This is a genomic window from Variovorax sp. GW460-12-1-14-LB1, assembly GCF_059423605.1.
The window spans coordinates 15,844-28,659 of the sequence record NZ_JBWKYF010000078.1; the positions used below are offsets into that span (position 1 = coordinate 15,844).

Here is a 12,816-nt window from a genome sequence, read left to right on the forward strand (position 1 = left end):
CATGACACTGCGCATCCGCTGGATCCGGGCCGTCGGCAACGACACCTACAACGCGCGCTTCGCGCAGGAGTTCGCCGAGGTGAAGAACCCCGGCACCGAGGTCGAGGTGGTGTCGCTGCGCAACGCGTCGGTGCAGCACCACGTCGAGTACCAGAGCTACGAGGCGCTGCTGGGCGCCGACATCGTGCGCGCCGTGCGCGACACCGCGCAGCAGGGCTTCGACGCCGTGGTGGTCGGCTGCTTCTACGACCCGGTGCTGGTCGAGGCGCGCGAGATCTCGGGCCAGACGGTGGTGGTCGCGCCCTGCCAGGCCTCGTTCGAGGTCGCGTCCAACCTGGCGCAGAAGGTGTCGGTGATCGTCGGGCGGCGCAAGTGGGTGCCGCGCATCGAGGCGCGCGTGCGCGAGTACGGCCATGCGCACCTGATCGCCTCGTTCCGTGCGCTGGAACTCGGCGTGGAAGACTTCCAGCGCGACCGCGACGAAACCGTGCGCCGCATGATCGTGCAGGGCCGCCGCGCCATCGACGAGGACGGCGCCGAGGCGCTCATCCTGGGCTGCACGCTCGAGTTCGGCTTCTACCGCCAGCTGCAGGACGCGCTGGGCGTGCCCGTCATCGATTCGGCGCTGGCCGCCTTCAAGCGCGCCGAGGCGCTGGCCGACATGAAACAGCGTTTCGATTGGAAGCCCAGCCGCGTCGGCGGCTGCGAGCCGCCGCCCGAAGACAGGGAGCTGCTGGCCTGGAACGTGTTCGACCCGGCGGACGTGCCCGTGGCGTCCCCCGTGCGCGCCTGAGCATTGCGCCATGAAAAACGCCCCGCCGCGGAGACCGCGACGGGGCGTTGTGTTTCATGGAAGAAACGTCGGCGTCAGTCCTGGGACTTCACCTTCGCCACGGCCAGCGCCGTCATGTTGATGATGCGGCGCACCGTCGCCGAAGGCGTCAGCACGTGGGCCGAGCTCGCGCCACCCAGCAGGATCGGGCCCACCGTGATGCCGTTCGCGCCCGTCATCTTCAGCACGTTGTAGAGGATGTGCGCCGAGTCGAGGTTCGGGCACACCAGCAGGTTGGCCTCGCCGGTGAGCGTGGTCTCGGGCAGGGCGGTGCGGCGGATCTCGTCGGACAGCGCGGCGTCGCCGTGCATCTCGCCGTCGCACTCGATGTCGGGTGCCATCTGCGAGAACAGGTCGCGCGCCAGGCGCATCTTGCGCGCCGAGCCGCGGCTGGAGGTGCCGTAGTTCGAGTGCGACAGGAAGGCGACCTTCGGCGGCAGGCCGAAGCGGCGCACCTCTTCGGCGGCCATCACGGCGATGCTGGCCAGCAGTTCGGCGCTCGGGTCTTCGTTCACGTTGGTGTCGGTGATGAACACCGTGCGCTTTTCGAGCGTGAGCGCGTTCAGCGTGGCAAAGCCGGGCGCGCCGCGCTTCAGGCCGATCAGGTTGCGGATGTGCTCCAGGTGCACGTCGAAGCGCCCGACCAGGCCGCAGATCATCGCGTCGGCGTCGCCCAGGTGCAGCATCAGCGCGGCGATGGTCGTGTTGGAGCGGCGCACCATGGTCTTGGCGGCCTCGGGCGTCACGCCGCGGCGGCCCATGAGCTTGTGGAAGCTCTCCCAGTAGGTGCGAAAGCGCGGATCGTCTTCGGGGTTCACGATCTCGAAGTCGGTGCCGGGGCGGATGTGCAGGCCGGCCTTCTGGATGCGTGCCTCGATCACGGCGGGGCGGCCCACCAGGATGGGCTGGGCCAGGCCTTCGTCGACCGCCCACTGCGCGGCGCGCAGCACGCGCTCGTCCTCGCCCTCGGCGTAGGCCACGCGCTTGGTGGTGGAGATTTTTGCGGCGCTGAACACCGGGCGCATGAACATGCCCGTCTGGTAGACGAAGCGCGTCAGGTGCTGGCGGTAGGCCTCCATGTCCTCGATGGGGCGCGCGGCCACGCCCGAGGCGGCGGCCGCCTTGGCCACGGCCGGCGCGATGCGCAGGATCAGGCGCGAGTCGAAGGGCTTCGGAATGATGTAGTCGGGGCCGAAGGCCAGCTCCTGGCCGGCGTAGGCGGTGGCCACTTCTTCGCTGATGTCGGCCTTGGTGAGGTCGGCAATCTCGCGCACGCAGGCCAGCTTCATTTCTTCCGTGATCTTGCTCGCGCCGCAGTCGAGCGCGCCGCGGAAGATGTACGGGAAGCACAGCACGTTGTTGACCTGGTTCGGGTAGTCCGAACGGCCCGTGGCGATGATGCAGTCGGGGCGCACGGCCTTGGCCAGCTCGGGGCGGATTTCAGGCTCGGGATTGGCCAGCGCCAGGATGATCGGCTGCGTGCCCATGGTCTTGACCATCTCGGCGCTCATGACGCCAGGGGCCGAGCAGCCCAGGAACACGTCGGCGTCCTTTACCACGTCGGCCAGGGTGCGCGCACCGGTGTCCTTCTGGGCGTAGCGGGCCTTCGATTCGTCGAAGCCGCCTGCGCGGCCCATGTAGATCAGGCCCTTGGAGTCGCAGGCGTAGATGTTGGCGGGCTTGGCGCCCAGGCCGACCATCACGTCCAGACAGGCGATGGCGGCGGCGCCGGCGCCCGAGACGGCGATCTTGACGTCCTCGATCTTCTTGCCGACCAGTTCCAGGCCGTTGAGCAGCGCCGCGGCCGAGATGATGGCCGTGCCGTGCTGGTCGTCGTGGAACACGGGGATGTTCATGCGCTCGCGCAGCTTCTTCTCGATGTAGAAGCACTCGGGCGCCTTGATGTCCTCGAGGTTGATGCCGCCCAGCGTGGGTTCCAGCGCCGCGATGATGTCGACCAGCTTGTCGGGGTCGTTCTCGGCCAGCTCGATGTCGAACACGTCGATGCCGGCGAATTTCTTGAACAGGCAGCCTTTGCCTTCCATCACGGGCTTGGAGGCCAGCGGGCCGATGTTGCCCAGACCCAGCACGGCGGTGCCGTTGGTGATGACGCCCACGAGGTTGCCGCGGGCGGTGTATTCGGCCGCGAGCGCGGGATTTTCCGCAATGTCGAGGCAGGGGTAGGCCACGCCCGGCGAATAAGCCAGCGACAGGTCGCGCTGGTTCAGCAGGGGCTTGGTGGGGGTGATCGAGATCTTGCCCTTGACGGGCGAGCGGTGGTATTCGCGCGCTGCTTCTCGAAGTGCTTCTTCAGCGGGGGACAGGGATGCAGCCATTTGAAAAGTCTCCTAGGTTCTGGCGGGCAATGAGGCTACCGCAAAAGCGCGGCCTCTTCTCTCGGGGGGAACGACGAGACCCTCTATCTTCCGCCTGATCGAGAGGGTCTGCCGACTCGCTAAACTTCAACACCCCCGTTTCCGGGGGGCAAATCCGTGCCGCACGGGCGGTGCGGCGAACCAACGTCCACAACCACAGAACAACACGGAGGGACATCGAATGACACCCGGACCTTTCACCGGCACCGAGCCGGATGTCGTGGTCATCGGCGGAGGCCCTTCGGGCTCCACGGTGGCTGCCTTGCTCGCAGACAAGGGCCACGACGTGGTGCTGCTCGAGAAGGCGCAACATCCGCGCTTTCACATCGGCGAATCCTTGCTGCCGATGAACATGCCGCTGTTCGACCGGCTCGGCGTGCGCACCGAGGTCGAGGCCATCGGCCTGCGCAAGCACGGCGCCGAGTTCGTCTCGCCCTGGCACGACCACAGCAGCCACTTCGACTTCGGCCAGGCGATGGACAAGAGTTTTCCCTATGCCGTGCACGTGCGCCGTTCGGAATTCGACGAGCTGCTGTTCCGCCACGCCGGCAAGCGCGGCGCGCGCACCTTCGAGGGCCGGCGCGTCACCGGCGTCGACATGGACGCCGGCAAGGGCACGCCCGACAACCGGGCGCTGGTGAAGGTCAAGGCCGACGACGGCACCGAGACCGAATGGCGCCCGCGCTTCGTGATCGACGCCAGCGGGCGCGACACGCTGCTGTCGAACCAGTTCGATGCCAAGCAGCGCAACCGCAAGCATGCGAGCGCGGCGCTGTACGGCCACTTCGCCAACGCCGAGCGCCGGCCGGGCCGCTTCGAGGGCAACATTTCGCTGTTCTGGTTCGACCACGGCTGGTTCTGGTACATCCCGCTGAAGGACGGCACCGTGAGCGTGGGCGCCGTGGCCTCGCCGGCCTACTTCAAGCGGCGCCAGGGCGCGTCGCTGGAAGACTTCCTGATGCAGACCATCGCGCTGGCGCCCAAGCTGGCCGCGCGACTGAAGAACGCCACGCTCATGGAAGGCGCCACCACCACCGGCAACTACGCCTACGACTCCAAGTTCTGCCGTGGCGACCGCTTCATGATGGTGGGCGACGCCTATGCCTTCGTCGACCCGATGTTCTCCTCGGGTGTGTACCTGGCGATGAACAGCGGCTTCGAGGCTGCGACCTGCGCCGACCACTGGCTCAAGGGCGAGGCGAAGGAGGCCGAGAAAGCCTTCCGCCATTACGAGAAGGTGATGAAGCACGGGCCGAAGATGTTCTCGTGGTTCATCTACCGCATCACCTCGCCCGCCATCCGCCGCCTGTTCATGGCGCCGCGCAACATCTGGCGCATGCAGGAGGCGCTGTTGTCCATCCTGGCCGGCGACCTGTTCCGCAACACGCCCATCGGGCCGCGCTTCTGGGGGTTCAAGGTGACGTACTACGCGTCGTGCCTGGGCATCCTGCCGCAGGCCGTGAAGACCTGGGCATGGCGCCGGCGCAATCTCAAGGAATCGCTGGAAGCTGCAAAGAGCTGATCTCGGCGGCAAGGCCGCGCGGGGCATTCGGGGCGCGCTCGCGCCGACGGGGCACCTTGCTCCGCGAATGTCCCCCGGCCTGCGGCCTCCTCCTTGATTTCGCTGCGCAAGGCACCCCATCGACACGAGCGTTGTTCGCAGGGGTCGTTGATCGGCCGCACACCCGCAGCGTGTCCCGTGGCCAGGACACTGGGTGCTTCCCGCAGCGAAATCAAGGAGGAGGGGCGAAGCCCCGGGGGACATTCGCGGAGGGAAGTACCCGGTGGCCTGGGCACGTTCCCCGAATGACCCCGCCACTTGATGAAGCTCAGTCCGGCGTGACCGTGTGCTGGGCCAGTGCCTCCAGCGCCTTCACCAATGCCGAGTGGTCCAGCTGGCCGTAGCCCATCGCCGCGCAAGCATTCATCAGCTGCGCTGCGTTCGCGGTCTGCGGCAGAGCCACGCCCAGCGAACGGGCGCTTTGCATCGCCAGGTTCAGGTCCTTCTGGTGCAGCGCGATGCGGAAGCCCGGCGCGAAGGTGCGCTTGATCATGCGTTCGCCGTGCACTTCGAGGATGCGCGAGCTGGCAAAGCCGCCCATCAGCGCCTGGCGCACCTTGGCGGGGTCGGCGCCGGCCTTCGAGGCGAACACCAGGGCTTCGCTCACGGCGGCGATGTTCAGCGCCACGATGATCTGGTTGGCCACCTTGCAGACCTGGCCGTCGCCCGCGCCGCCCACCAGCGTCACGTTCTTGCCCATCTTGTCCAGCAGGGGCTTCACGCGGCCGAAGGTGCCTTCGTCGCCGCCGCACATGATCGTCAGGCTCGCGGCCTTGGCGCCCACTTCGCCGCCCGAGACCGGTGCGTCGATGTAGCCGGCGCCCAGCGCCACGATGCGGCGTGCAAATTCCTTGGTGGCGATCGGGTCGATGGAGCTGCAGTCCACCACGATCTTGCCCTGCGAACCCTTCAGGCCGTCGGCCGCGCCTTCTGCGCCGGGCGCGCCGAACAGCACCTTTTCCACGTCCGGGGTGTCGGGCACCATGATGAAGACGATGTCGGCCTTGCGCGCCACTTCGGCGGCCGAGCCGCAGATGGTGGCCTTCGAGACGAAGGGTTCCGGCGTGTTGCCGTGCGTGTTCACGAAGAGTTCGTGGCCTGCGTCGAGCAGGTGGCCCGCCATGGGCGCACCCATGATGCCCAGGCCTATGAATCCGATTTTTTGTGCTGCAGTGGTCATGTCTCTGTTTCCTTCGTGAACGTTCATTGCTTCTTCGTGAGGGCTTCGCGCCAGCCCAGGCCTTCCACCGTGGTGGCGCGGGGCTTGTATTCGCAGCCGATCCAGCCGTCGTAGCCCAGCGCGTCGATGTGCTGGAACAGCCACGGGTAGTTGATCTCGCCCGTGCCCGGCTCGCCGCGGCCCGGGTTGTCGGCCAGCTGGATGTGGCCGATGCGCGCCAACTGCTTGGTGAGCGTGTTGCCCAGCTCGCCTTCCATGCGCTGCGCGTGGTAGATGTCGTACTGCACACGCAGGTTGTCCGAGCCCACCTCGTCGATCAGCGCCAGCGCCTGGTCGGTGCGCGTGAGGAAGAAGCCGGGGATGTCGAAGGTGTTGATCGGCTCGATCAGCAGGCGCAGGCCCGCGGCTTCGAGCTCGCGCGCTGCGAGGCGCAGGTTCTCGACCACGGTCTTGTGCGCGGCGTCGGTGCTCACGCCCGCCGGCACCTTGCCGACCAGGCAGTTGAGCTGCGGGCAGCCCAGCGCCGTGGCGTAGTCGATGGCCAGCGCGATGCCTTCGCGGAACTCGCCGGTGCGCTCCGGGTGGCAGGCGATGCCGCGCTCGCCCTTGTCCCAGTCGCCGGCCGGCAGGTTGTGCAGCACCTGCTGCAGGCCGTTGGTGCGCAGGGCGGCCGTGAGTTCCTTCTTGTCGAAGGGGTAGGGGAAGAGGTACTCCACTGCCTCGAAGCCGGCCTTGGCGGCCGCCTCGAAGCGCTGCATGAACGGCAGCTCGGTGAAGAGCATCGTGAGATTGGCTGCGAACTTGGGCATGTCTTTCGTCTCCTCGGTCAGTCCAGCATCGCCACCGCAAGGGCGGTCGGTGCGTCGGCCGTGCTTTCGGCCAGCGGTTCGAATTCGTTGATGGCGTCGATCTCGGTGCCCATCGCGATGTTGGTCACGCGCTCGAGCATCACCTCGATGACGACCGGCACCTGGAACTCGGCCATGAGCGCTTCGGCGCGGGCGATGGCGGGCGCCATCTCTTCCTGCTTGTGCACGCGGATCGCCTTGCAGCCCAGGCCCTCGACCACCTTGAGGTGATCGACGCCGTAGCTGCCTTCGATGCCGGCATCGGCCGGTGCGTTGATGTTGTCGAAGGCCAGCTGCACGCAGTAGTCCATCTCGAAGCCGCGCTGCGACTGGCGGATCAGGCCGAGGTAGGAGTTGTTGACCACGATGTGCAGGTAGGGCAGCTTGAACTGCGCGCCCACGGCCAGCTCTTCGATCATGAACTGGAAGTCGTAGTCGCCCGAGAGCGCGACGATCTTGCGTGTCGGGTCGGCGGCGCGCACGCCCAGCGCGGCGGGAATGGTCCAGCCCAGCGGGCCGGCCTGGCCGCAGTTGATCCAGTGGCGCGGGTTGTACACGTGCAGGAACTGCGCGGCCGCGATCTGCGACAGGCCGATGGTGCTCACGTAGCAGGTGTCGCGTTCGAGGTGGTTGTTCATGCACTGGTACACGCGCTGCGGCTTCATCGGCACGGTGTCGAAGTTGGTCTTGCGCAGCAAGGTCTTCTTGCGCTCTCGGCATTCGCCGGCCCAGGCGCCACGGTCGGTGAGCTTGCCGGCGGCCTTCATTTCCTCGGCCACTTCGACGAAGAGTTCGAGCGCGGCCTTGGCGTCGGAGACGATGCCGAAGTCGGGCGTGAACACGCGGCCGATCTGCGTGGGCTCGATGTCCACGTGCACGAAGGTGCGGCCCTTGGTGTAGACGTCGACCGAGCCGGTGTGGCGGTTGGCCCAGCGGTTGCCGATGCCCAGCACGAAGTCCGACGCCAGCACGGTGGCGTTGCCGTAGCGGTGGCTGGTCTGCAGGCCGCACATGCCGGCCATGAGCGGGTGGTCGTCGGGAATGGCGCCCCAGCCCATGAGCGTGGGGATCACCGGCACGCCGGTGGCTTCGGCAAAGCGCACGAGCAGCTCGGAGGCGTCGGCGTTGATGATGCCGCCGCCGGCCACGATCAGCGGGCGCTCGGCCGCCTGCATCATGCCGATGGCCTTCTCGATCTGGGCGCGCGTGGCGGCCGGCTTGTAGGGCTTCAGGGGCTCGTAGGCGTCGATGTCGAACTCGATCTGCGCCATCTGCACGTCGAAGGGCAGGTCGATGAGCACGGGGCCGGGCCGGCCCGAGCGCATGAGGTGGAAGGCCTGCTGGAACACCTGTGGCACCTGGCCGGGTTCACGCACGGTGACCGACCACTTGGTGACGGGCTTGGAGATCGACTCGATGTCGACCGCCTGGAAGTCTTCCTTGTACAGGCGTGCGCGCGGTGCCTGGCCGGTGATGCAGAGAATGGGAATGGAGTCGGCCCAGGCCGAGTACAGGCCCGTGATCATGTCGGTGCCCGCCGGGCCCGAGGTGCCGATGCACACGCCGATGTTGCCGGCCACTGCGCGGGTGTAGCCCTCGGCCATGTGCGAGGCGCCCTCGACGTGGCGCGCGAGGATGTGCGAGATGCTGCCGCGCTGGCGCAGGGCCGAGTACAGCGGGTTGATTGCTGCGCCCGGCACGCCGAAGGCCTGCGTGACGCCTTCTTTTTCCATCACCAGAACTGCGGCCTGGACCGCTGTCATCTTTGCCATTTGAAAGTCTCCTTGAGGTGGCCTCACTGTAGGAAGCGGGGCGCATTCCAAGAAGACGGCTGGGGGCCATAAAACCTATTCCGCCATGGAATAACTGGCTACCATCCGGCCATGGATCGTCTACTGGCTATGGAAATGTTCGTGCGGGTCGTCGAGACCGGCAGCTTCTCGAAAGCGGCGCGCGAGTTCAACACCACGCAACCCACCGTGACCAAGCAGGTCGCGGCCACGGAGGCGCGCCTGAAGGTGCGGCTGCTCAACCGCAACACGCGCGGCGTGAGCCTCACGGAGCCGGGCGCGCTGTACTACGAGAAGTGCAAGACCATCGTGCGCGACGCCGAGGAGGCCGACAGCATCGTGCAGCTGCGCCAGAACCAGGCGCAGGGCCTCTTGCGCGTCGGCACGTCGGTGGCCTTCGGGCGGCGCGTGGTGGTGCCGCTGGCGCTGGAGTACATGCGCCGGCATCCGCAGGTGCAGCTCGACCTGAGCTTCGAGGACCGCTACGTGGACCTCATTGCGCAGGGCATCGACGTGGCGATCCGCATGGGCAAGCTGGCCGATTCGTCACTGGGCGCGCGCTACCTCGGCGCGAATCCGTGGGTCATGGTGGCGTCGCCGGCCTACCTGAAGAAGCACGGCACGCCCAAGCGCGCGCAGGACCTGAGCGCGCACGTGGCGCTGATCTACAGCAGCGTGGTGGGCGACGAGTTCTGGCGCATGCACACGCCCAAGGGCGATCCGGTGACGGTGCCGGTCTCGGGGCGCTTCCGGTCGAACAACCTGTCGGCGGTGCTGGCTGCGGCGCGTGACGGGCTGGGCATTGCGTTGATGCCGCGCTATGTGGCGAGCGAGTCGCTGGCTGCGGGGAAGGTGAACGCGGTCCTTGGGGACCATGCGCTGCCTGAGCAGGAGATTCACGCGGTGTTTCCCTCACCGAAGTTGGTGCCTGGGAAGGTGTCGGGGTTCGTGGCCTTCTTGCAGGGGCGCTTCGACGAGGGGTGGTGGGAGGCCTGAGCCGGCTGTTCAGGGCGCGTGCCCAGGCCACCGGGTACTTCCCTCCGCGAATGTCCCCCGGGCTTCGCCCTCCTCCTTGATTTCGCTGCGGGAAGCACCCAGTGTCCTGGGCACAGGGCACGCTGTGGGGGGAACGGAACCTTCAGGCTGCAAGCCGTTGTGCCGCTCGCCCTGCTGGCCGGGCCAATCCGAGGTGGTCGCGCAACGTGCGCCCCTCGTATTCCGTGCGAAAGATGCCTCGCTTCTGCAGGATCGGGACCACGCCTTCCACGAAGTCCTGCAGCCCGTGCGGCAGTGCGTCGGGCATCAGGTTGAAACCGTCGGCCGCGCCGCCCTTGAACCAGCGTTCGATGTCGTCGGCGATCTGCTCGGGCGTGCCGACGATCACGCGGTGCCCGCCGCCGCCCGCAAGTTCGCGGATCAGCTGGCGCACCGTGTAGCCGTGCGTGCGACCGGCCGCGACCACGGCGTTGAAGAAGGTGTGGTTGCCGTTGCCATTGCCGGGCAGCGGCAGGTCGTCGGGCAGGCGCTCGTCGAGCTTCAGGCGGTCGGGCGTGATGCCCAGCGTGCCGGCCAGGCGCGTGAGGCTGTAGTCCCACGGGATCAGGTCGACCAGCGCGTCGCGGCGGCGAAGCGCCTGCGCTTCGGTGGCGCCGACGATGGTGGTGAGGCCGGCCAGCACCTTCACCGCGTCGGGGCCGCGGCCCAGCTCGGCGGCGCGGGTCTTGAGGGCGCGTGCGTAGGCCTGCGATTCTTCGAAGGATTGCGAGGCGGAGAACACGGCTTCGGCATGGCGCGAAGCGAGCTCGCGCCCGTCGGCCGAGGCGCCGGCCTGCACCAGCACCGGGTGGCCTTGCGGCGGGCGCGGAAGGTTGAGCGGGCCCTGCACTGCAAAGTGCTCGCCGCGGTGCGCGAGGGCGTGCACCTTGGCCGGGTCGATGAAGCGGCCGGCGGCCTTGTCGCCGACGAAGGCGTCGTCTTCCCAGCTGTCCCACAGCGCCTTGACGATGTCGGCGAACTCCGAGGCGCGGGCGTAGCGTTTCGCGTGGTCGGGCGTGGTGTCCAGGCCGAAGTTGCGCGCCGAGGGCAGGTCGGCCGTGGTCACCATGTTCCAGCCGGCGCGGCCGGCGCTCACGTGGTCGAGCGTGGCGAAGCGGCGTGCGAGGTTGTAGGGCTCGTTGTAGCTGGTGGAGGCGGTGGCGATGAGGCCGATGTGCGTGGTCGCGGCGGCCACGCAGGCCAGCAGGATGGTGGGCTCCAGTGCGGTGATCGGGCGGAAGTGGATCTGGTCGACGATGGCCGCGTTGTCGGCCAGGAACACAGCATCGAGCTTGGCGGCCTCGGCGATCTGCGCGGTGCGGATGTAGTGCTGGATGTCGGCGAACGCCCACGGGTCGCTCTCGGGCAGGCGCCAGGCCGAGGGCACGAAGCCCGAATGGAGGATGTTGACGTTGAGGTGCAGCTGCCTGCGCGGCGTGGTGGTTTTCTTGTTGCTCATTGGTTGAAGTAGTCCGGCAGCCGGTAGCCCGCCCACACGGGGTTGGCCTTGAAGAACTTCTGGAACTCGGGCGACTGGTAGGCGGTGGCGATGTCCTTCGCGAATTTCGCGTGTTCGTTGCTGCGCCTCACCGCCACCACGTTGACGTAGGGCAGCGTCATGTCTTCGAGCTTCAGCGCCTCGGTGAGCTTGAGCCCGGAGGCCACGGCGAAGTTGCCCTGCACGGCCGCGAGGTCGGCGTCGGCCAGCGAGCGCGGCGCCTGCGCGGCGTCCAGCGGCACGATCTTCAGGCGCTTGGGGTTGCTCGCGATGTCGCGCTCCGACACGCTCAGCGGGCTCACGCCCGGCTTGAGCGTCACCCAGCCGATGGCCGCGAGGATGTTGAGTGCGCGCGCCGCATTCACCGGGTCGGCCGGTAGCGTGACGGTGGCGCCGTCGGGCACGGCGTCGAGCGTCTTGTGGCGGCGCGAATAGAGGCCCATGGGCGGCGTCGGCACGTGCACCACGGGCACGAGGTCGAAGCCCTGCTGCTTGTTGGTGGCGTTCAGGTACAGCGAGTGCTGGAAGATGTTGGCGTCGATCTGCCCGCGCTCCACGGCGTCGTTGGGCTGCACGCCCTGGCTGAACTCGACGTACTTGATGCTGTAGCCCAGCTTCTTCAACTGGGGCTCGATGCCGTGGGTGAAGGCGTCGCGGTAGGGGCCCGGCATGAAGCCGACGCGCAGGTCGTCCGCGTGGGCGGGCGCCAGCAGCAGCAGGCTCAGTGCGAGCCCGCCGGACAGCGGGGCGAGGCGGCGCAGCCACGAGGGCGCGCGCGAAAGGGAAGGCATGGCGACAACTCCGGGAGACGGCAAGGGGAGTCGGGCACTCTAGGTCGCACGCTGCGCGCCGCGAACGAAGATTTGCGCGCTTGCATATCCGCAGGCCGGATAAACCGCGCCGGCTTTTGTAGGATGCGCCCCATGACCCTGCACATCGGAATCGTCGGCTGCTCCGCCGAAGGCGCGGCCCTTTGCTACAAGACCATCTGCATCGAGGGCGCCGCGCTGCTCGGCCCGCACGCGCACCCCGAGGTGTCGATGCACACGCCCTCGCTCGCGGAGTACACGCGCTGCCTGGACGCGGGCGACCTGGTGGGCGTGGGCGCGCTGATGCTCGGCTCCGCGCACAAGCTCGCCGCGGCGGGCGCGGATTTCCTGATCTGCCCCGACAACACGATCCACCAGGCCTTCGACCACGTGGCGCCGCGTTCGCCGCGGCCCTGGCTGCACATCGCCGAGGTGGTGGCCGACGAGGCCGTGCGCCGGGGCTTTCGCCGCATCGGCATCACGGGCACGCGCTGGCTGACCGACAGCGAGGTGTATCCCGAGAAGCTCTCGGCGCGCGGACTGGAGTACGTGCGCCCCACCATCGACGAGCGCGCCGAGATCGGCCGGATCATCATGGACGAGCTGGTCTGCGGCATTTTCAAACCCGAGGCCGTGGCGACCTTTCAGCGCGTGATGCAGCGCCTGAAGGACGAGGAGGGCTGCGACGCGGTCGTGCTCGGCTGCACCGAGATTCCGCTGATCATGAGCGACGCGAACTCGCCGCTGCCGACGCTCGATTCGACGCGGCTCTTGGCGCGCGCGGCCTTGCGCCGCGCCACGCAGAAGGCCGACTAGGGCCTGTTCACCCTATTTCTGGCGTCGCGTTGGCTGGCAAAGGGGCTGGCTGCAAGGCGCCCGTGCGCAGCA

At 67.8% G+C, this 12,816-nt stretch carries 10 protein-coding genes; 4 read left to right on the top strand and 6 right to left on the bottom strand.

Annotated elements, in window-relative coordinates:
- Position 1: 1 nt before the first annotated feature.
- Complete coding sequence (locus AC07Y4_RS27805) at positions 2-793, top strand: aspartate/glutamate racemase family protein (protein WP_495275412.1); 792 nt, start codon at positions 2-4, stop codon at positions 791-793.
- A gap of 74 nt (positions 794-867) precedes the next feature.
- On the opposite strand, the gene AC07Y4_RS27810 is transcribed toward AC07Y4_RS27805, so the two are convergent.
- Positions 868-3,168 (bottom strand): NADP-dependent malic enzyme, encoded by a 2,301-nt coding sequence (locus AC07Y4_RS27810; RefSeq protein ID WP_495275413.1) that lies wholly within the window; start codon positions 3,166-3,168, stop codon positions 868-870.
- 220 nt (positions 3,169-3,388) lie between these two features.
- Between AC07Y4_RS27810 and AC07Y4_RS27815 the strand changes: the two genes are divergently transcribed.
- Positions 3,389-4,729: an NAD(P)/FAD-dependent oxidoreductase gene (locus tag AC07Y4_RS27815; RefSeq protein ID WP_070062393.1), complete on the top strand. Its 1,341-nt coding sequence runs from the start codon at positions 3,389-3,391 to the stop codon at positions 4,727-4,729.
- A 307-nt stretch (positions 4,730-5,036) separates the two neighbouring features.
- Here AC07Y4_RS27815 and AC07Y4_RS27820 read toward each other — a convergent pair whose 3' ends face one another.
- The 3 genes from AC07Y4_RS27820 to gcl are packed head-to-tail and all read right to left on the bottom strand — an operon-like array spanning position 5,037 to position 8,568.
- On the bottom strand, positions 5,037-5,948 hold the full coding sequence (locus AC07Y4_RS27820) for a 2-hydroxy-3-oxopropionate reductase (protein WP_495275414.1): 912 nt from the start codon (positions 5,946-5,948) through the stop codon (positions 5,037-5,039).
- Positions 5,949-5,971: 23 nt separating this feature from the next.
- Positions 5,972-6,757, bottom strand: a complete 786-nt coding sequence (gene hyi, locus AC07Y4_RS27825) for a hydroxypyruvate isomerase (RefSeq protein WP_307637765.1) — start codon at positions 6,755-6,757, stop codon at positions 5,972-5,974.
- 17 nt (positions 6,758-6,774) lie between these two features.
- Complete coding sequence (gene gcl / locus AC07Y4_RS27830; protein WP_159273301.1) at positions 6,775-8,568, bottom strand: glyoxylate carboligase; 1,794 nt, start codon at positions 8,566-8,568, stop codon at positions 6,775-6,777.
- 111 nt (positions 8,569-8,679) lie between these two features.
- On the opposite strand from gcl, the gene AC07Y4_RS27835 reads away from it, so the two are divergent.
- The gene (locus tag AC07Y4_RS27835; RefSeq protein ID WP_062473378.1) at positions 8,680-9,582 is read left to right on the top strand and encodes a LysR family transcriptional regulator; all 903 of its coding nucleotides are present in this window, start codon (positions 8,680-8,682) and stop codon (positions 9,580-9,582) included.
- Positions 9,583-9,724: 142 nt separating this feature from the next.
- Here AC07Y4_RS27835 and AC07Y4_RS27840 read toward each other — a convergent pair whose 3' ends face one another.
- Both AC07Y4_RS27840 and AC07Y4_RS27845 read right to left on the bottom strand, forming a co-directional pair.
- Positions 9,725-11,080: an LLM class flavin-dependent oxidoreductase gene (locus AC07Y4_RS27840; protein ID WP_495275415.1), complete on the bottom strand. Its 1,356-nt coding sequence runs from the start codon at positions 11,078-11,080 to the stop codon at positions 9,725-9,727.
- On the bottom strand, positions 11,077-11,910 hold the full coding sequence (locus tag AC07Y4_RS27845; RefSeq protein ID WP_495275416.1) for a MetQ/NlpA family ABC transporter substrate-binding protein: 834 nt from the start codon (positions 11,908-11,910) through the stop codon (positions 11,077-11,079). The genes AC07Y4_RS27840 and AC07Y4_RS27845 overlap by 4 nt, the downstream gene beginning before the upstream one ends.
- Positions 11,911-12,042: 132 nt before the next feature.
- Here AC07Y4_RS27845 and AC07Y4_RS27850 point away from each other — a divergent pair, with 132 nt between their 5' ends.
- On the top strand, positions 12,043-12,744 hold the full coding sequence (locus tag AC07Y4_RS27850; RefSeq protein WP_495275417.1) for an aspartate/glutamate racemase family protein: 702 nt from the start codon (positions 12,043-12,045) through the stop codon (positions 12,742-12,744).
- The last annotated feature ends 72 nt before the right edge of the window (positions 12,745-12,816 follow it).